This window comes from Microcoleus sp. M2_D5 (genome assembly GCF_036701935.1).
Taxonomy (GTDB): Bacteria; Cyanobacteriota; Cyanobacteriia; order Cyanobacteriales; family Microcoleaceae; genus Microcoleus.
The window spans coordinates 1-20,969 of the sequence record NZ_JAUBRP010000012.1 but is presented as its reverse complement, the minus strand read 5'-3'; the positions used below and the strand labels follow the sequence as shown (position 1 = coordinate 20,969).

Annotated in this window: 9 protein-coding genes and 1 CRISPR repeat array; of the genes, 5 read left to right on the top strand and 4 right to left on the bottom strand. The window is 48.1% G+C overall.

The features are described from left to right. The first annotated feature begins 38 nt into the window (after window positions 1-38). Entirely contained in the window at window positions 39-2,156 is a 2,118-nt protein-coding gene (locus QUA50_RS07415) for a DNA-binding protein (RefSeq protein ID WP_333262295.1), read from the top strand. A 279-nt stretch (window positions 2,157-2,435) separates the two neighbouring features. After that, window positions 2,436-7,580: a CRISPR direct-repeat array (repeat unit 37 nt; unit sequence GCCGCAATTAACCTAACTCCCTATCAGGGATTGAAAC). Between the two features lie 51 nt (window positions 7,581-7,631). Here the strand turns inward: QUA50_RS07415 and QUA50_RS07410 are convergent. Next, window positions 7,632-8,732, bottom strand: coding sequence for a precorrin-8X methylmutase (locus tag QUA50_RS07410; RefSeq protein WP_333262292.1), 1,101 nt, complete (start codon window positions 8,730-8,732; stop codon window positions 7,632-7,634). A gap of 161 nt (window positions 8,733-8,893) precedes the next feature. Between QUA50_RS07410 and QUA50_RS07405 the strand changes: the two genes are divergently transcribed. Both QUA50_RS07405 and QUA50_RS07400 read left to right on the top strand, forming a co-directional pair. Continuing rightward, window positions 8,894-10,807, top strand: a complete 1,914-nt coding sequence (locus QUA50_RS07405) for a heavy metal translocating P-type ATPase (protein WP_333262291.1) — start codon at window positions 8,894-8,896, stop codon at window positions 10,805-10,807. A gap of 577 nt (window positions 10,808-11,384) precedes the next feature. Then, entirely contained in the window at window positions 11,385-13,439 is a 2,055-nt protein-coding gene (locus tag QUA50_RS07400; protein WP_333262287.1) for an elongation factor G, read from the top strand. A gap of 277 nt (window positions 13,440-13,716) precedes the next feature. Here the strand turns inward: QUA50_RS07400 and QUA50_RS07395 are convergent, their stop codons facing one another. Both QUA50_RS07395 and petP read right to left on the bottom strand, forming a co-directional pair. Further along, window positions 13,717-14,811, bottom strand: coding sequence for a Get3/ArsA fold putative tail anchor-mediating ATPase NosAFP (locus QUA50_RS07395; RefSeq protein ID WP_333262285.1), 1,095 nt, complete (start codon window positions 14,809-14,811; stop codon window positions 13,717-13,719). Window positions 14,812-15,010: 199 nt separating this feature from the next. After that, window positions 15,011-15,211 carry a cytochrome b6f subunit PetP gene (gene petP / locus QUA50_RS07390; RefSeq protein ID WP_333262282.1) on the bottom strand — a complete coding sequence of 67 codons (201 nt, stop codon included), beginning with the start codon at window positions 15,209-15,211 and terminating at the stop codon, window positions 15,011-15,013. A gap of 668 nt (window positions 15,212-15,879) precedes the next feature. On the opposite strand from petP, the gene QUA50_RS07385 reads away from it, so the two are divergent. Both QUA50_RS07385 and QUA50_RS07380 read left to right on the top strand, forming a co-directional pair. Beyond that, complete coding sequence (locus tag QUA50_RS07385) at window positions 15,880-16,986, top strand: FecR family protein (protein ID WP_333298600.1); 1,107 nt, start codon at window positions 15,880-15,882, stop codon at window positions 16,984-16,986. Window positions 16,987-17,623: 637 nt separating this feature from the next. Next, window positions 17,624-19,438 (top strand): adenylate/guanylate cyclase domain-containing protein, encoded by a 1,815-nt coding sequence (locus tag QUA50_RS07380; RefSeq protein ID WP_333262277.1) that lies wholly within the window; start codon window positions 17,624-17,626, stop codon window positions 19,436-19,438. A gap of 371 nt (window positions 19,439-19,809) precedes the next feature. On the opposite strand, the gene glsA is transcribed toward QUA50_RS07380, so the two are convergent. Beyond that, window positions 19,810-20,736 carry a glutaminase A gene (glsA, locus tag QUA50_RS07375; RefSeq protein ID WP_333262275.1) on the bottom strand — a complete coding sequence of 309 codons (927 nt, stop codon included), beginning with the start codon at window positions 20,734-20,736 and terminating at the stop codon, window positions 19,810-19,812. Window positions 20,737-20,969 lie beyond the last annotated feature (233 nt).

Here is a 20,969-nt window from a genome sequence, read left to right as displayed (position 1 = left end):
TAAAATCGATTGATGCCCCCATACCCTAAGCGAATTCTATGCAGTTGCAGCGCCAATTTAGCGGACAACTGATTGCGATCGACACCAAAACCGCGATCGCCAGTGGGGGTGAAGGTCGCATCTACCCGATCGCCCAAGACTCGTCCCTTGTAGCAAAAATCTACCACAAACCGACAGACGAAGACGGCGACAAACTCACAGTCATGTTCAGTATGCCGCCGGATGCGCCGATCGCGGAACCGGGACACGCTTCCATTGCTTGGCCGATCGATTTGCTGCATACTGTCGGCGGGCGAGAAAAAATCGTCGGTTTTGTGATGCCGCGCGTCAACAAAGTGATGCCGGTACACACTTTCTACACTCCCAAAACCAGGCGCGAACAAAAACCGCTATTTAGCTATCTTTACCTCCACCGTACCGCCAGAAACCTCGCCTCGGCTGTAAACGCCCTCCACGTCAGGGGTTACGTCATCGGCGACGTAAACGAGTCGAACATTCTGGTGACGGATACGGCGCTGGTAACGCTGGTGGACACGGATTCGTTTCAAGTGCGCGATCCTTATACGGGTTACGTTTATCGGTGTCCCGTGGGGAAACCGGAGTTTACGCCGCCGGAGTTGCAGGGGCAGACTTTCCGCGATATCGATCGATCTCCAGAGCACGATTTGTTCGGTTTAGCGGTATTAATTTTTCAATTGCTGATGGAAGGTACGCATCCGTTTGCGGGAGTTTATCTCGGTAGCGATGAACCGCCGTCTTTGGAAGCGAGAATTCGATCGGGCCATTTCCCTACAGGTACGAAACGGATTCCCTACCGCCCGATGCCGGCTGCGCCTCCTTTTGAGATGCTGCATCCGCGACTGCGGCAGATGTTTATCCGCTGTTTTGAGGAAGGGCACGGCAATCCTGCGGCGCGCCCGGATGCGAAAACTTGGGTGAATGCGATTCGGGAAGCGGAAGATGCTTTGGTAACTTGCAGCAAAAACAGTCAGCATAAATACGGAAATCATCTGAGTCGGTGCCCTTGGTGCGATCGGGCAAAACTCCTGAAAGGGCGCGATCCGTTTCCTTCGCGGCAAGCAATCAGCAACGGATTGCACTTGCAGCCCGCGAAAATTAAGCGTAAAAAGCCCCAACCACCGCCTGTCGTACCCCAGCCCGCAGTGCGCCGACAACAAGCGTCCACGGGGCTTTCACGCCCCATCGGCCAGTACGCAGTGCCCTTGCTACCGATGCCGATGTCTTCTCGGAGTCGGACTCCAGCGCCTCAGCTTCCGGTGGGCAAGTTTGAGCGCATTTTTCAGGATGCTGCTTGGGGTGGTGTTTGGGGTAGTTTGTGTTTGGCGGCGATCGGGGGGATTTATTCGGCAATAGCTGAGGGGGGCAGTGCTATTTTGGGGGCGATTTTTGTTGGTTCGATTTGGGGCTGTTTTTTTGGGGTGATGTGGGGGGTTTTTACTTTGCCGCCGAATCAGATTTGGCGGAAGTGGGGCGGAGTTTTGGTGGGGGCGACTTGGGGGGCTTTTTTGTTGGCGGCGATCGGCGGTGCGGTGTTTGGCGCAATTAATAGCACTCCGGGGATCGGGGAGAGGATTTTGGCTGGGGCGGGGGTTGGTGCTGTCTGGGGCTGTGTTTGGGCAACTTTTCAGCCTCCTCTGGCGCTGCCGGCGGGGAGGGTGTGGGGCCGGCGGGGAGGGTATTTGGGGGCTGTCTGGGGTTCGTTTGTGGGGACTCTGGCTGGTGTTTTTTTGGGGGCTGGGCTGGTGGTTTGGCAGCAATACGGTGTCCAGATGCGGCCGCTGAATGAGTTTGCGGGTTTGTTGCTGGGTGTGGCGATCGTGGCGGCTGGTGTGGGTTCTGTTGGGGGTGTGGTTTCTGGGGGTTTGTTGGGTTTTTGCGGGTTTGCGCCGAAGCTGCCGATTTCGTTTCAGCCTTCGGGGGTGAGGGGTGGGAGTTTGGGGGCGATTTGGGGCAGTTTTTTGGGGACTTTTGCGGGTGCTGTGTTGGGTGCGGGGGTGTCTGCGATGTTTCCGGCTGTTAGCGCTGGGGTGCCGGTGGAGTTGGGGCCTGTGGCGGGGGCGATCGTGGGGGCTGGTTTGGGGGCGATTTGGGGGGTGGTTTCGGGTACTGTTTGGGGGGCTTTGGGTAAGTGGTGATTCGGTTGATGTCTGTTTTTGGGTGGAAAATCCGTGAATGGGTAGGTGTTAAATTTGAGGTGTTAATTTGTGGGGCTACAATGTCTGTGCTGCAAGGGTTTGAGGCTCTCTGTCTGAAAAAAAGATTCACGGAAAGGCTGAAAGTATTACATGATAAGGCTTTGGGGTGAATATGAAAAATTGGGTATTGACAAGTCGAAGGCCCAAATGGTACTTTTGTTTTAGATTCACGGAACTGAACCTTGAAAACCAAATACAGCAAGGCTTCTGGAACGGGCTGCCGCAATTAACCTAACTCCCTATCAGGGATTGAAACTTCCGTTGAGGATGCCTAGTATTGTGGCAACTTCTTTGAGCCGCAATTAACCTAACTCCCTATCAGGGATTGAAACTTGGGATCTTTTCCAGAAATTACCATTTCCATCGGCCGCAATTAACCTAACTCCCTATCAGGGATTGAAACTTTGATAAATGTTTCGTCTATCTCTAAGTCGCGCAATGGCCGCAATTAACCTAACTCCCTATCAGGGATTGAAACTTTGCTTAGGGGCGATCGTGGGTGGGAAAATCCCAGTGCCGCAATTAACCTAACTCCCTATCAGGGATTGAAACTCAATATTTTCTCAGAACACTAGACAGCAATACAAGCCGCAATTAACCTAACTCCCTATCAGGGATTGAAACCTTCCAATTTCCAGAAGGAGCAGGAGAAGGGCTTGGTAAAGCCGCAATTAACCTAACTCCCTATCAGGGATTGAAACCGTTTGTAATCATGGGGCTTGGGATTAAGTTTATTTTTAGTGAGCCGCAATTAACCTAACTCCCTATCAGGGATTGAAACGCGCGAAAACTCAATTATGGGTGCGCTCGTTAACCGGGCCGCAATTAACCTAACTCCCTATCAGGGATTGAAACAAATCTTTCGCGACTGAGGGTGTTTCATATAACATCAGGCCGCAATTAACCTAACTCCCTATCAGGGATTGAAACACAAAAGCGGTGCTTGCTGCTTGAGTCGTGTTTGGCCGCAATTAACCTAACTCCCTATCAGGGATTGAAACTGGAGACTGGTTTATGGATTCATATTAACACAAACTAAGGCCGCAATTAACCTAACTCCCTATCAGGGATTGAAACCTCAGGCTCAAACAATGCGCCCATTGAACTCTTTTTCAGCCGCAATTAACCTAACTCCCTATCAGGGATTGAAACTTGCGGCTGTCGCAAATGTTCCCTTCATATACGGTGGCGAAGCCGCAATTAACCTAACTCCCTATCAGGGATTGAAACACAACTTTTCTTAATTTTACTTCTGATTGTTTGAGCCGCAATTAACCTAACTCCCTATCAGGGATTGAAACATGCGATAAACCCGCTAAGAGGTAAAGTTTGTCTGGCCGCAATTAACCTAACTCCCTATCAGGGATTGAAACAAAGCTTGACCTTTGAATACAGCGTTTAACCGTTTGGCCGCAATTAACCTAACTCCCTATCAGGGATTGAAACGGGCCAGATGATTTTTAACTTTGAAACTCTTGCGCCGCAATTAACCTAACTCCCTATCAGGGATTGAAACGCAGGCGATCGAAACTCAAACCGACAAAAACGGGCCGCAATTAACCTAACTCCCTATCAGGGATTGAAACACGCGGTAGGCAGCCTCGATCGACTTGACTTTGCTGGGCCGCAATTAACCTAACTCCCTATCAGGGATTGAAACTTAATGTCGTGGCCTGGGAACGGGATATTAACTCAATACGCCGCAATTAACCTAACTCCCTATCAGGGATTGAAACTTTAAATCTTTCCTTGTAAACGATTAGCTTCCTGCACGCCGCAATTAACCTAACTCCCTATCAGGGATTGAAACCGCCGACGGGGGAACTAACCTACAGACGAATCGACAATATTGGCGATGGCAGCCGCAATTAACCTAACTCCCTATCAGGGATTGAAACACTGCTACCGCCCCCGCTGGCGGACGCATCTCGAGCCGCAATTAACCTAACTCCCTATCAGGGATTGAAACAAGATTTAGTTTTGGTAACATTATTCCTCCTCGTGCCGCAATTAACCTAACTCCCTATCAGGGATTGAAACTTCATCTGTTCCGCAGTAGTTGTCTCTAGCGTCCGTGCCGCAATTAACCTAACTCCCTATCAGGGATTGAAACCGTAAGCTGGCTAACGTAATCCTTGAGAGAATTAGGCCGCAATTAACCTAACTCCCTATCAGGGATTGAAACTTGAGCAGAGCCGCAAAACGATCGCCCATTGCATCTAGGCCGCAATTAACCTAACTCCCTATCAGGGATTGAAACAGTAATTGCTGAAAACTTGGGAACCGAAAAAACCATTGCCGCAATTAACCTAACTCCCTATCAGGGATTGAAACGCGTTTACATCGCCCGGGAACATCAATCTTGGTCTGGCCGCAATTAACCTAACTCCCTATCAGGGATTGAAACTCGTACAACCGCCACACAAAATCGCGATCGCCAAAGCCGCAATTAACCTAACTCCCTATCAGGGATTGAAACATTGATATCCAACACGTATGTAGATTTTACAAACTTTAGCCGCAATTAACCTAACTCCCTATCAGGGATTGAAACTTTTTGGAATCCGAGGCTGCTGTCTCTCGGTGGTTTGGCCGCAATTAACCTAACTCCCTATCAGGGATTGAAACTTGATTTTTTGTCAACTGCATCACATCGGGCCCGATATTATTAGAGCCGCAATTAACCTAACTCCCTATCAGGGATTGAAACCTACCTGTCCCAACTGTTTGTCAAGTAACGAATTTTTGATGCCGCAATTAACCTAACTCCCTATCAGGGATTGAAACTATATACCGAATAGAGAGAACTTTACGGCTGGGCGGGCCGCAATTAACCTAACTCCCTATCAGGGATTGAAACTTGTGGGAGCGCGGCCAGTGCGGGTGTTGGTGTGCCGCAATTAACCTAACTCCCTATCAGGGATTGAAACGGCTCATGGCTACCCCGTTTTGTCAAAAATTCCAAAGCCGCAATTAACCTAACTCCCTATCAGGGATTGAAACCTGCCCATTCTTCGTAAAAGTCTTCGCAGTCTTCAGCCGCAATTAACCTAACTCCCTATCAGGGATTGAAACGAGTGCTTCTCAATTATTGTTGCTCACACTCGCACTGGCCGCAATTAACCTAACTCCCTATCAGGGATTGAAACTCTCCCTTTGATGTGGGGACTTGCCAAAGAAAGCCGCAATTAACCTAACTCCCTATCAGGGATTGAAACATTGACCTGCGATCGTATGGCTTCAACCATTGCCGCCCTATGCCGCAATTAACCTAACTCCCTATCAGGGATTGAAACCTTTCAAAGGTGAGCGCATGATTATCGAATTGCACCACGCCGCAATTAACCTAACTCCCTATCAGGGATTGAAACGAATGTATTGTTGAGGAACGCGCCGCCCTAATTCTGCCGCAATTAACCTAACTCCCTATCAGGGATTGAAACAACGACAGGGATATTTTGAATGGTTGTAATAATCATGCCGCAATTAACCTAACTCCCTATCAGGGATTGAAACTTTCCAGAACAATTTGTAGAAGAAGCACTTTCGAGCCGCAATTAACCTAACTCCCTATCAGGGATTGAAACATGATGTGGCTACAGGTACATTTACCCCTAATGGCCGCAATTAACCTAACTCCCTATCAGGGATTGAAACTGTTGGGCACACTCCCTCGCAAATGGGGCAAAATATAGCCGCAATTAACCTAACTCCCTATCAGGGATTGAAACGCAGCTTTCTTGCTATTGGCATAGGCTTTCATCTGACGCCGCAATTAACCTAACTCCCTATCAGGGATTGAAACTTAGTGCTGGGCAAATCCACTCAAATCGGATTGCGCCGCAATTAACCTAACTCCCTATCAGGGATTGAAACGAAACGGAGATTGACTGAAATAGTCCACCGCCACCTAGGCCGCAATTAACCTAACTCCCTATCAGGGATTGAAACACTTAAAGACATCCAACCAGCAATTGCTATTTACGCCGCAATTAACCTAACTCCCTATCAGGGATTGAAACTGCGACTAACAATCTCAAGGACTTAGAACTCAAGCCGCAATTAACCTAACTCCCTATCAGGGATTGAAACTCTGTACTGACAAACTAACTGATACGGAGCTTCAGTAAGCCGCAATTAACCTAACTCCCTATCAGGGATTGAAACGTTACCTAACATGGCAGTGAAAAATTGCATCCCAAGAATCTTGGCCGCAATTAACCTAACTCCCTATCAGGGATTGAAACTTTGCGCTTTTCTGAAGCGCAAAAACAGTACGAAGAAGGCCGCAATTAACCTAACTCCCTATCAGGGATTGAAACTCATCTCGACCCCAACGGCCAGAAAATTTGGGAGCCGCAATTAACCTAACTCCCTATCAGGGATTGAAACGAAACCTACATCCTAACTGGGGCTGGGGTGAGATTGCAGATAGCGCCGCAATTAACCTAACTCCCTATCAGGGATTGAAACGAATTACACGCATAAATTCACTTGACACGCACAAACGAGCCGCAATTAACCTAACTCCCTATCAGGGATTGAAACCATAAACCGCATAATAAGTAGCTTGTTGACTTACATTAGCCGCAATTAACCTAACTCCCTATCAGGGATTGAAACACGCGACGGCAAGCGCTATGAGGAAAGATCCCAGTGCCTCTATGCCGCAATTAACCTAACTCCCTATCAGGGATTGAAACAATAGGTGCATCACACTGTCTTAAGCTAATCGACGCCGCAATTAACCTAACTCCCTATCAGGGATTGAAACTACCGCAAGAAATATTGCGGTATTTTAGCTGCGAAGTGCCGCAATTAACCTAACTCCCTATCAGGGATTGAAACGGAGTGTTAATTAAGCGGGCAAAAGCTCGCGGCTTGAGCCGCAATTAACCTAACTCCCTATCAGGGATTGAAACGTTAGTCATTGGCTATAGAGGAGAGGGAAGCGATCGCCCGCCGCAATTAACCTAACTCCCTATCAGGGATTGAAACACCCAAGCTTCTGCCGCACGACAAGCGCAACAGCGCCGCAATTAACCTAACTCCCTATCAGGGATTGAAACCATTATTTGTACACCTCGTGCTTCAAGTCTGGGGCCGCAATTAACCTAACTCCCTATCAGGGATTGAAACGATTTCTGCCCGGTATGGAATCGAAGTTGGTTTTCTGCGCCGCAATTAACCTAACTCCCTATCAGGGATTGAAACGCTCGCTGGATGGGGCATTCGCTCAAAATTCATTTGGCCGCAATTAACCTAACTCCCTATCAGGGATTGAAACTGACAAAACCCCCACTTAGAAATTAACTAAAAAATGAATAGCCGCAATTAACCTAACTCCCTATCAGGGATTGAAACCTCTCAAAGAGCAAAAAACAAATTAAACCACAACCAACCTAAATCCCCTCTTCACTTCAAATGACAGTGACAATTCGGCTTTTCAATCAAAGACTCAACCAAAGCATTCAAAGCAACCGCCGCCAACAACCCGCCGCCAAAAGTTCCCACAGTCGTAATATAAGCAACGCCCGATCGCACTAACCGCCGTTTCGCCACCGGAGAATGACTAAAACCGATCGGCATACCAACTACCAAAGCCGGTTGCAGTTGCTCGCACTCGATCGCCTCGCAAACCGCCATCAGCACAGACGGCGCATATCCTATCACCAATATACATCCTTTTTCCAGTTTCAACAACTTATCAAACCACTCGCGCTGCTGCCAGAATTCCTGTTCCGCTTCCGCCGCAGCATTAATGTGCGGGTCATCAATTAAAGTAGCAATACTTGTACCCAAATGCGCCAATCTAGTCCGATCCAAAGCCGCAAAAACAGGCGGCACATCAGCCACAATTTGACACTGATTTTTCAAAGCATCCCGCGCCGATTGAATCGCCGTTTCGCTCAACTTCACAAACGGCAGCAGCGAACAATCTCCGCAAGCTAACACCAGTTTAGAAAGCAAGTCTACCTCAATTTCCGAGCGATCGGCCAAATCCGGCAACAAAAGCTGCAACGACTCCCCAAAATCCTCCGGGTGAGTGTGCGCCCCCGCATCCCAACCCTCCCAAAATTGTTCCAACTCATCCAACCCCCCCTCAGTTTCCGCCTGCAACAGCCTTAATTGCGCCAAGGCGTCCGCTTGCACCGCTTGACAGGAAATATCCCGCCCCAGCAATCCTTCCAAGGCTGATGCCGTTTCTCTGAGGCGAACAATTTGCTGAATAACCGACAGATATTGCCGTTGCAGAGTCGCCATCAGCGCGTCTGGCGAAGCATCCGCGTCTGTTTCTAAGAGTTTGCGGATGTGAGACAGTTGAAAGCCTTGCTGCTTGAGTGCCACTATTCTTTGCAGCCTTTGCACGTCGCTGCGGGTATACAATCTGTAGTTAGAGGTCGATCGTACCGCCGGAGATAGCAGCCCCAAAGCGTGATAATGCCGCACCATCCGAGGGGTAATTGTGCCTTTTACCGCTTCTGTAAGTTGTTTGATTGTCAGGTATTGTTGCATGGGATTTTTTAACCGCAGATATGGGCGGATAAACGCGGATGGACGCAGATGGGTATGGATGGTTATTGAGTTTTGTAATTTTGTTTGGTTTTACTCTTGACATTGACATTGATGTCAAGGTTTAGGCTACAGGAGTCATTCTACCAAATCAAATTTCCCCCATGACTCCCAATTCCCTCCCGATTTCTCGCCTCTGGCGCCTCGCCGAAGAACATCCAGATGCTGTGACTGCGGCCCTGTGCGGAATTCTAGTAATCTTGGGTTCGCTAGCGCTGCAATTCGGCTGGCTGGGTGTAGCCGTGTTAATCTTGCCCGCAGCTTATGTTATCGGCGGCTATTCCAGTACCCGCGAAGGCTTAACTACGCTTTTTCAAGAACGCGAATTAGATGTAGATTTGTTAATGATTGTCGCTGCTTTGGGCGCGGCCGGTTTGGGGCTGTGGCGGCAAGAATATCATTTAATTGTTGACGGTGCGGTGTTGATTTTAATCTTTGCAATTAGCGGCGCCCTTGAAGGTTATGCTATGCAGCGGACTGAACGCAGCATCCGCAGTTTGATGAGTTTGACTGCGGATACTGCTAGGGTGGTAATGTACGGCGGGGAACGCGAAGTTGCGATCGACAAATTGGCAATTGGCGATCGCATTTTAGTCAAGCCCGGAGAAATCATCCCCACAGATGCGATAATTATTGAAGGCTACAGTGCGATCGACCAAGCCTCGATTACCGGCGAATCGATGCCCGTGGAAAAAACCAGGGGCGATGAAGTCTATGCAGGTACAATTAACGGTGTCGGCGCCCTGAAACTCGAAGTTCATAAAACTCCAGAAAGCAGCTTGATTCAGCGAGTGATTCGGCTGGTTCAAGAAGCGCAAACAGCCGCGCCGCCTTCTCAAATGTTTGTGGAAAAATTCGAGCGCGGTTATGCCAAATTAATTGTCGGTTTAGGCTTGCTGCTGGCAACTTTGCCGCCCTTTGTTTTGGGCTGGAATTGGGAAGAGACAATCTATCGGGCGCTGATTTTCCTAGTAGTCGCATCCCCCTGCGCGCTGATGGCTTCGATTATGCCGGCGCTGCTTTCGGGAATTGCTAACGGGGCGAGACAGGGAATTTTGTTTAAAAGTGGGGCGCAATTAGAGATGATTGGTAAAGTCAGGGCGATCGCCTTTGACAAAACCGGAACTCTCACCACGGGAAAACCTGAAGTTATCCAAATTGTACCAGCAGCCGGATATACTGAAACAGAAGTTCTGCAATTGGCTGCCGCCCTAGAAGCTCATTCCGAACACGCGATCGCCTCTTCAATTGTCAGCGCCGCCCAGCAGCAACAGTTACAATTGTCAACCGCTACCGACGTACAAGCAAAAATCGGTCAAGGAATTATCGGCAAAGTCAACAATCAAATCATTGCCATTGGTAAAGCCAAATTTGTCGAAGCAACTTCTGAATTAGCTCAAATCAGCCAGCAGTTGCAAGCAGAGGGTAAAACGGTTGTTTGGGTGGCCAAAGGCGAGCAACTTTTAGGAATCATTGCAGTAGCAGATACCCTCCGCCCCGAAGCAGCAGCAACAGTAAAACGCTTGCAAAAATTAGGCGTAGAACATATAATTATGCTAACCGGCGACAACGAGCAAACAGCTCAACACATCGCCCGTCAATTAGGCATCAAAGAAGTGTACGCCGAACTTTTGCCAGAAGACAAAGTGCAGGCAATTAAACAACTGCAAACCCAGTATCAAACTGTAGCAATGGTGGGAGACGGCATCAACGACGCCCCCGCCCTCGCTCAAGCTTCCGTGGGCATTGCGATGGGAATTTCCGGCAGCGATGTTGCTTTAGAAACTGCTGATATCGTATTAATGGCAGATAAATTAGAGCAACTAGCTAAAGCAATTAGTTTGGGTCGGCGCGCTCAAAAAGTTGTCAAACAAAACATTGTTTTTGCACTCAGTTGCATTGTGCTGTTATTGGCGGCTAACTTTTTCGGAAATATCACCATGCCTTTCGGCGTCATCGGTCACGAAGGGTCTACAGTAATAGTCACATTAAGCGGTTTGCGACTGCTGAGAAATTAATTAGATTACTCGTTACCAGGCAGAGCCTGGTAACGCAGATCCACAGGCTGTGCCTGCTTTTTCCCAGGCGAATTTGTAGGGGCGGGTTCACCAACCATCTATGAAACCCACAAACAATTTCATAAACCCGCCCTGTCCGCGCCATTGTTTACATGAACATTTTATCGATAAATTCCTGGTACATTTTTATTGTTTGTGGGGGTGGGCGGGTTTATGAGATTATTCATTTTTACTGTAGATGGTTGGTGAACCCGCCCCTACAAATTGGGTACTGTTTAGGACGCATTAAGACTCGAAGAAACCGGGTTTTTTTCCGAGTCTGTTGGTGATATCGAGATATTGTGGAAAAAACCCGGTTTCTGGCTACCCGCGACTCAAAGTGATTTACAAAAATACTTAATAGTTCACAGTAATTAATGAATTGGTGTCGCAATTTAAGATTAAACTAAGAAAAACAGCAAAGAAAAGTTGGACTGTTAAAAAGGGAAGAGATGGGAGAAACCAGCAAGCACAAGTTTTTTTCCTGAATAATCATCTTCTCCTTCCCCTTCCCCTTCACTTTGTGTAGGAGGCTATTATGAACGAAAAAGTCATTTGGGCCGCGCGAAACGTTGCAATTGTTGGCCCTTATTTAAGCGGTAAAACCGCACTGCTCGAAAGTTTGCTGTCGGTGACAGGGACAATTACCCGCAAAGGAAATGTCAAAGATGGCAACACAATAGGTGATAGTTCGCCGGAAGCACGCGATCGCAAAATGAGCACAGAAGTAAACGCCGCCACCGCTGAATATGAAGGCGTCCGCTTCACATTTCTCGACTGTCCGGGTTCGGTAGAATTTGCCCAAGAAACTTACAATGCACTCATCGGTGTAGATGCGGCAATAATTGTTTGCGAACCCCAAGCCGATCGCACTTTAACCCTCGCACCCCTGTTTAAATTCCTGGATGATTGGGAAATTCCCCACTTAGTTTTCATCAACAAGATCGATCGAGCTTGCACGGACGAAACCACTTGCGGCAGCAACTTCACCGACGTGCTCGACGCCCTCAAATCCGTTTCCAGCAGACCGATTGTACCTCACCAATATCCGATCGGCAAAAACGAACAAATCATCGGTTTTATCGACTTAGTAACCGAACAAGCTTACCACTACCATCCGGGCGCCGCCGCAGATCCCGTCCCGCTTCCAGAACACCTCAAACCACAAGAAAGCGCAGCGCGGCAGCAAATGCTCGAAGAATTGGCGAATTTTGACGACCATTTACTCGAAGAATTGCTCGAAGAAATCAATCCCGACGCCGAAGAAATTACCCGCGATTTAAAGATGGAATTAGGCGCAGATTTAATTGTGCCAGTATTCATCGGCATCGCCGAACAAGATTTCGGCGTGCGGCCTCTGCTGCAAGCTTTGCTGAGGGAAGCGCCGACACCGGAAACTACAGCCGATCGCCGCGGCATTATACAAAGTGAAAACAAAGTTCTAGCTCAAATCCTCAAAACCTATTACACGCCGCAGGGAGGCAAACTATCGTTAGTGAGAATCTGGCGGGGGACGCTGGCAGACGGAGCAATTTTGAACGGCGTTCGAGTTAACGGTTTGTACCGCTTGACCGGCCAGCAAACGCAAAGTTTGCAATCTGTCAGCGCCGGGGAAATTGTGGCTTTGGGAAGGCTAGAAGGCTTGAAAACAGGCGATGTGTTGGGATCGGAGGAAGAATTGCCAAAAGCCGAAATCATCCCGCCTGTCTACGCACTGGCGATCGTCCCAGAAAAGCGCAACGATGAAGTTAAGCTGAGTTCCGCTTTAGCTAAATTGCTAGAAGAAGACCCATCTTTAGTCTGGGAACAGCACGGCGACACTCACGAAATTATACTTTGGGGTCAAGGCGAAATCCACCTGAAAGTAGCTTTAGACAGGTTGCGCCGCAAGTATAACTTGCCGATGGTAACTCACTTACCGCAAGTGCCGTACAAAGAAACCATCCGCAAACCAGCATCTTCCATCCACGGGCGCTACAAACACCAAAGCGGCGGGCACGGACAGTTTGGGGACGTGTACCTCGACATTCAACCGCAGCCTCGCGGAGAAGGTTTCACCTTTAGCGACAAAATAGTCGGCGGCGTCGTCCCAAAACAGTATATTCCCGGCGTGGAAGTGGGAGTGCGCGAGTATTTGGATCGCGGCCCCCTGGGTTTCCCCGTGGTAGACGTAGCGGTGACGCTGACGAACGGTTCCTACCATTCTGTGGACAGTTCCGAACAAGCTTTCAAGCAAGCGGCGCGTTTGGCGATGCAGGAGGGAATGGCCAAGTGCGAACCGGCATTGCTGGAGCCGATCGCCAAAGTTGAAATTTGCGCTCCGAACGAGTGTACATCAAAGGTGTTGCAGTTGGTCAGCGGACACCGAGGTCAAATTCTCGGCTACGAAGGTAAACAAGACTGGAAGGGATGGGATGCAGTTTCTGCTTATTTGCCGATCGCAGAAATGCAGAATTTGATCGTAGAATTGCGATCGCAGACAATGGGAGTCGGATTTTTTAATTGGGAGTTCGATCGACTGCAAGAAGTGCCGGAACCTTTAGCTAAGCGGGTTTTGCAAACGACTGGCGGCAATGGAAACGGTAAAAGTTAAGCTGTAGGGGCGGGTTTCACCAACCATATCGGGAAGAATTGAAAGGATAAATAAACCCGCCCCCGCCCCACGGTCAATCTGAATGTACATTTCGATTTATCGTGGGGAGAGGGCGGGTTTTCGAGATTGTTTGTTTGGGGCGATTATGGTTGGTGGAACCCGCCCTTACGATCGCACAAATTACACGATCGCGAATCAACGAGACATGATATTAGAGAACTCGATAATTCATCCGTGTATCCGTGTCAAAATCTCTTAGAGTGCCTTCTTCCTCACCCTAAAAAGAAATAATCAAGTAACCATTCAGGAACTTAGCACCAGTAACAGACTTTCCAGTCAGCGCCGGAGGCAGCAAAATATTGCGCCGCTGATCGCCCGCTTCGATCGTCACTTCCGGCCCAGATTGAATCAATTTAATTTCTTTCTTGTCAAACCCAGGCAAAAACAAACTAACTTGACGCTGTGCAATGTTTATGTTAATCGGTTTGGGAGCTTTTGCCGCCTCAGAAAAATCTGGCAAAGCATCAATTAGCGGCTGCCAATTATTGTCACTGTGTGCCGGAACCGAAACAGCAGTCAAAGGATCGAAATCGGCAGTAATAGCTTCTGTAACCGATGCTTGATTGACAATGACACCGCCCACAGTCAAGCCAACTTGTTGAGAACTTCCCCAAAGATAGCGGGCAGTTGCGATCGCACTTGCATCTCCAGTCGTCACCAAAAAAGCCGCCGTGCGGTTCGGATCTGCCAGCGCTTCCTTACCCTTATCCAAAAGATTATCGACTTGCTTAGTAGATTGAAAAGCATTGTCTCCCGACAAATCGACAGTCAACACGGTACTGACAACCGGTTGAATAAAAGGCGACAAAGCTTTACCCAAATCAGAATCTACCAAAGCTTGGCGGAACCTGCGGATATACCAACTCAGAATTTCCGGCATTCCCAGCATCCGCAGCGTATCCATGCCGCCATTGCCGTCATAAACAATTACATCGTATTGTTTGCTGTCCTCGTATTCCCGAAGTTCGTTCAACGCCAGCGCGCTGTCCATTCCCGGCAACACTCCTAATTCTTGGCCGTAAATCTGCTTGAAAAACGGAGTGCGGACATATTGAGCTTCTAATTGCTTAACTTCGTCCCACCTGCGTTCTAGCAGCGGCGCGCTTTGCACCTGAACTGCTTTGAGGTTGGGGGCGATTTCCTGGGGGTTGAGAGTCAGGGGAACCCCTAGCAGAATGCCCAATGCAGGGCCCGGATCTTGGCCGAGCAGCAGAACTCGCTTGCCTTGAGCCGCGTATTTTTTAGCTGTTGCGATCGCGATCGTACTGCGGCCAGTGCCGCCTTTGCCCAAAAATGTCAAAATCAAAGCCATTTTCTGTTCTCACTGCCAAAGCTTACTCTTTAACATTTAAGCGCAACCTTCAGCCAGAGTGGGCGAGGGGAAGAGTGGAGGAAGAGGAGAGTGGGAGAGTGGGAGAGGGGGAGAGTGGGAGACGAAAGGAAACACAGTTAAATTCAATCCGTGTATCCGTGTCCGAATCCGTGTCGTGCCCCTCTTCCTTCTACATCTGTTAAACGGGTTCTAGCTCATCTTCAAAGAACCAAGTCGCAAAACCGTCAAACTTGACAACCACGCCTACTCCGCTACCGTCAACCATTCTGAATCCGTCAACAGTGCCTACTGGATTCTCCTTTATCTTGCCCACCATATTTGGAGGTATCCGATCTCTGAGACGGCGCACCTTCACTCTCTGACCTACTTCTATTGCCACTGAAATTGTTCTCCTGCTCTATATAACCTATATACAACCGTTTATTTTACAGTTTGGCGTCTACTTCTCAACAGCAACACCATCCGTCGATCGCTCCCTATGATTTTCCATCGAAATTTCCACCAACTTTCCCTAAAAGACGGTATTCTAGTCGGAGTTTGTCGAGCGCCTACCCTGAGTCGCTTGGGTTTGCTTCATAATGTTCCACAGCAGCAAGCTCCACTGTCAGAGGCTGTTCACCACTTAGATAATTATTTTTTATCGCTTCGCAAAAACCATCTTTTTATTAATTGTCAAAACTACAGAATTTCTACACAATTAGTCATCCTTCCGGCAGAAGCCAAAAGGCATCCACAAGCAGTAATTAATTTTATATTTGCTATATACAAATCTGCCCTCTCTCATCTTGAAAACGGCTCAAGTAGATGCTGCAAAGCACTTTGAGTAGGGTTGGCTAATTTTCCCGAAGCTCATATTTTAGTAAAGTGCCAGGTTGTAACAGTTTACTAAAATATGAGCATAAATTTTTTTTAAATGCTAAACTTTCAGGCTGATAAAGTTTATTTTTACTGCTGTGTTACGGCATAAAAAATGGAACGATTTCCGGATGTATGCCGTCTGATAGAGGAAATGAAGTTGAGGAACTTCAATATGACAAAATTGAAATTATGAATAAAATTTTTACTTGTGGGCGATCGACCAAAATTCCGCTCCTAAGTTTGTCCTTGGCTGTGCTCGCGAGTCTGTCGCCCTTTCGCGGGACGATCGCCAGTCCGCTCTCTCCATCCCCCAAACAGCCGTCGAACGCTACTAAAATTGTCTCGGTCGATCGACCGCCAGCATTGGCAATCGCCTCCAAATCTCCAACAAATTCGGCAACAGTGGCGGCGAATCCATCCCCAGCACACACGATAAACGCCCAGGGAACAGCGGCCGCCCGATCGCTCGAAATAGAAGAAATTCGCGGTACAGTCAGCTTTAAAGGGCGGCCGGCAGTTGTGGGCGATCGGCTCCTGGCCCCCGGAGACGAAATCATCACCGGCCCCAATTCCACAGCCCGTTTAGGCATCGACAACAACACCGGCGTCGTGGAAGTTGCCGAAAAAACAGCAGTCAGAATATCCAATTTGTCAAGCAGTGCAGGCGGCCAAACAGACACAGCCATTTTTGTCAGCAGGGGGCGAGTCAGATTGTCGATCGGCAAAACGGCTGCGACAACTCCAGCAGCCACCACCTCAAAAATGATCCCGCCGAACCAAATAGCAGCCCTCAATACCTTCAGCGGACTCGGCAAATCCAGTCAAATTGCCCAACAAACCCGTTCTGCCAGAACCGCCCCAATCAGGGTTGAAACCCCAGAAGGCGTTGCCGGAGTTCGCGGCACATCCTTTGGCGTCAGCGTCGGTGGGGGCAAAACCGCAGTCGAAACTATTGAAGGTGCAGTCGTAGTATCCGGCAACACCGACTCGGAAGTAGTTCTCAACAGCGGCAACGCCACGACAATTTTCCCTCAAACCTCGCCCGTGGCGCCCTCAGCCAGCCCTCGCCTAGCTAAACTCCAAGTCCGCAGTTTAGGGAGACTCAGCGGCAATATCTATAGCCTCAGCGGTCAAATTAACCCGATCGACACACTTTATGTCAACAACGAAGAGATTAAGAGCGATCGAAATGGGAACTTCAAGATCCAAGGAATTTTACCTCCAAGCCGCCGCCTCGAAATCGTAGTGCGAGGCCCGTCAGTCACAGAAATGCATTACAGTTTCGCAGTTCGCTAAACAACCTATCGTCGCGAGTAATGTACGCCGGCCGTCTCTGAGGACTTGAGTTATATCTGAGATGTTGCACCATTCTCAATAAGCCCTAGGGGCGGGTTCGCCAACAGCCTTAAAGCTTGCAAATAGGTTCTATAAACCCGCCCGACCCCACAAAAAAGCCTGTTCTTGACAATGGTGCAAGATGTGAGTTAGATCCTAAGTCGTATCAGGGTTGATTATTTTGTGTAGGTGCGAAGCATTTTGCGATGAATCTCGGTAGTCAAAATAAAGATACAGCACTTTCCAGGTAAGTGAAGTACAGAGAAACCGGGTTTCTTGAATAAAACCGATTTCTGGCGAGAAATCCAGAAGAAACCCGGTTTCTGGGGTGTACTTTATAAACCTGGAATCCGCTGTATTTTGCCCCCACCCTTCGCCCTTACGGTATTGTAAAACTTCATGACAATTCCCGCATCCAGGATACCCGCCACGTCATTCATCCCTCCAGAAATAAAAAACCTGTATCCGATGAAACTTGCCGAACGTATTTATCCGTGGGGTCGCCTCTAAAATCTAAAATCTAAAATCTAAAATCGATTGACTCCCACTCCTCTCGAAATTCGGAATCGAATGTCAATGATTGCGTCAAACTAATTGCATGAAGTTCAAAGAATGGATCGATCGTCTCAAAGAAAATAAACTGCTCGGCCTGCAGCAACATCTAACCGCAAATCCTCCCTGGATCACAGGGGGATTAGTAGGTATACTGTCTGTAGCCATGCTACACTTTGGAATGTGGAAACCCCTTGAATATTTGGGATACAAAACGCTATTTCAAATTCGAGAATCGGGAATTTTGCCCAATCCTGGATGGGATTCGAGAATTGCGGTAATTGCGATCGAACGGCATTCCTTGCAAGAATACGGTCAATTTCCTTGGCCTCGCAACCGCTACGCCCAACTGCTAGAAGCACTGAAAAAATCTCCCCCCACAGCCCTTGGTTTTGACATTCTTTTCCTCGATCCAAGTCCGAAAGATGATATTTTAGCCGCTGCAATCGCCACCAACGGCAAAGTTGTACTCGCTAGAACCACCAAAGAAGAACCCGTAGCATCTTTAAAAGCCGCCGCCGCAGGTGTCGGCCACATCGGCCAGGAACCCGATAGCGACGGTATTAGCCGCGAGTCAAAAATCTTTCTCAACGGGATTCCTAATTTCGGTTTAGCAATGACTCACAGGTACAATGCTGCTAATCCCCAAGAGCCTGTATTGCTCCCACAGTCCAAAAATAAGCAGGAAAAAAAAGTCTGGGTTAACTGGCCGGGGCAAACAGAAAATCTACCTACCTATTCTTTTGTTGATGTCGTAGAAGGTATAATTCCTGCAGATGCTCTGACCAATAAGTTAGTTTTAGTGGGCATAGTTGCTACCGGTTTCGATCCGATATCTTCACCTCTCAACAAGACTACGGCTGGGGTTTATTTATATGCAGCGTTGATTGACAATTTGCTCAATCAACGCTTGCTGCAGCGGCTGCCGGTACTCGTAGAAATTTTGTTATTGTTGGGGATTGGCCCGCTTACCGCTTTGGTTCTGGGCAACCGAGGTGTTAAAGAGAGAATTGCGATCGCTCTCGGTTTGCCTATAATTTGGATTGGGGCTGCCGCTTTGTTATTTGGCTTCTTTTTTTGGTGGGTTCCGATTGCCGCACCTATCGGCACTCTCATTTTATCTAGCACTGCTTTGCAACTTCGGGAACAGTACGAAAAGCAGCAGTTGATGAGGTTATTTGAAAAGCACGTCGATCCAGAGACTGCTCAGCTTATTTGGCAACGCAAAGCTGAGATATTTGAACAGGGAGAACTCGAACCTCAAGAACTTACAGCAACGGTGCTGTTTATGGATATTCGTAGTTTTACTTCGATTTCCGAAAAAATGCCACCGCGAGATTTACTCACCTGGTTGAACAATTATTTGGAAGCGATGACTAACTGTATTATGGATCACGGTGGCGTTGTAGATAAATACATCGGTGATGCAATTATGGCAGTTTTTGGAGTGCCTTTTTGCCATACCGAATATCGAGAAATTCAACAAGATGCTTTGAATGCAGTTGCGGCTTGTATTGCGATGCACGAACGGCTGCACCAACTTAACCAGCAGCTTAGAATTGAACGCAAACCTTTAATTAAGTTTGGCATCGGTTTGCATACCGGACAGTTAGTTGCTGGCAGCGTGGGCGGTTCCCGGCGTTTGAATTATTCTGTGATCGGTGATGCTGTTAACGTTGCTGCTAGATTGGAGGCGATGAATAAGGAAATTGTTTCTGACAGTCCTTTTAATTTGTTGGTGACGGCTAGAACTTTTTCGTATGTGCGCGATCGCTACGAAGGCAAAAAAGTAGGAGAGATTCAATTGCGCGGCAAAAAAGAACGGACTGTGATTTATGCTATTTTGGGCGAAAAGCATTAGTTATCGGGCATGGGGCATGGGGCATTGGTCATTAGTCATTAGTTGTGATATTATGTCCTGTTAATTAGGCCCAATTACTTCATACTGGGAAATTAAAGTATTGGTTGTAGGGGCTGGTTTTTCGACAATATACGCCTCAAACAAATAATCTCAAAAACCCGCCCCCGCCCCACGGTAAATCGAAATATACATTTTTTTCAGGCGATCGCCCGTGTTGGTTGATGTAGATTATTAGCGGTGTGGGGGCGGGTTTATAAAGCTTGTTTGTACTGATTAGATATTGTGGTAAAACCCGCCCCTACGGAATTATCTTGTTTCCTAATTGCCAATATTTTGGGGAAAGAAAAGGGTAAACAAAAGAGCAATCTCATCTAATCAAATACGCTCAGCCGAAGAGTTTTAGCTATTTTTTCTAACAAAAATAACCCACCGATAGAATTTCCGTCTCGATCCAGGGGCGGACTGTAAAAGCCGATCGCACCTTGACCCGGAATTACCGAAAGCATTGCCCCGCTAACTCCCGACTTGGCCGGCAATCCCACCCGCAGCGCAAAGCGGCCCGATGCTTCATACAAACCGCAAGTTGCCATCAGCGCTTTGACAGTACGGCAGTTTTCCCCCATTGCTCGATCGCCGCTATTTACCAAAACCATCCCCAGCTTAGCTAAATCCTCCACAGTTCCCGACAAACAGCAGACGCGATTGTAAGTTTCTAAAGCAATTTCTGCATTTTTAATATAACCCGATTCTACCATTTTCCAGGCGAGATTCCAATTATTTTGATTCGGAGTTGTCATCACTGAATCGAGCATTAACTCGTCAACAAATAACTGACTGTTTGCCTGTTGATTCAGCCAATCGAGCAAGTTTTGACAGCGGGACACAGCATTTTGACCGGGAATCAAAGACGCTAGGGCGATCGCCCCGCTATTAATCATCGGGTTTCTCGGCTTCCCTTGATCTATTTCGAGTTGAGTTAAAGAATTGAAAGGCAGTTGCGAAGGCTCACAGCCAACGCAGTCAAATACCGTTTTTTCGCCCAATTCGCACAGCAAATAAAGTAGCACAAAAGGCTTGACTGCACTCATCAGCGGGAATGTTTGAGCAATGCTACCCCAGCTCATAACTTGCGCGTCAATTGCCCGAATTTGCACGGCAAACCCTTGTCTGTCGGCTTGCGCTAGGAGAGGTATGTACGCAGGGATTTGACCCGATTTACTGCGATTAATTGCCTCTTTTGCCCAAACTGCCAGTTGTTCGGGTTGCAGGCAAGATAGTTGGCTGGTGGATATTTTCACTCTCGATTATTTCGATCATTTTAAATTTTAGATTGCCATTCCTGGCGCGATATTGAGCCATAAACCCCGTTTATTAACCGAATTGTGTCACTTCAGCTCTCTGCGGCCAGAAACTGGGTTTCTTCGGGGATCTCAACCAAGCTCGAACTTCAGGCTAGTCAACTACCCAGCATCAAGCGGAGTACCGCCGGAGATGTGGGCTTGTATCTGAACTCCACCGCAATTCCGAGAAC

Bases quoted from the DNA above. Each gene is read 5' to 3' on its own strand.
- QUA50_RS07385 (WP_333298600.1), top strand. From the start codon at position 15,880: ATGAATAAAATTTTTACTTGTGGGCGATCGACCAAAATTCCGCTCCTA.
- QUA50_RS07415 (WP_333262295.1), top strand. From the start codon at position 39: ATGCAGTTGCAGCGCCAATTTAGCGGACAACTGATTGCGATCGACACC.
- QUA50_RS07410 (WP_333262292.1), bottom strand. From the start codon at position 8,732: ATGCAACAATACCTGACAATCAAACAACTTACAGAAGCGGTAAAAGGC.
- QUA50_RS07405 (WP_333262291.1), top strand. From the start codon at position 8,894: ATGACTCCCAATTCCCTCCCGATTTCTCGCCTCTGGCGCCTCGCCGAA.
- QUA50_RS07380 (WP_333262277.1), top strand. From the start codon at position 17,624: ATGAAGTTCAAAGAATGGATCGATCGTCTCAAAGAAAATAAACTGCTC.
- QUA50_RS07395 (WP_333262285.1), bottom strand. From the start codon at position 14,811: ATGGCTTTGATTTTGACATTTTTGGGCAAAGGCGGCACTGGCCGCAGT.
- QUA50_RS07400 (WP_333262287.1), top strand. From the start codon at position 11,385: ATGAACGAAAAAGTCATTTGGGCCGCGCGAAACGTTGCAATTGTTGGC.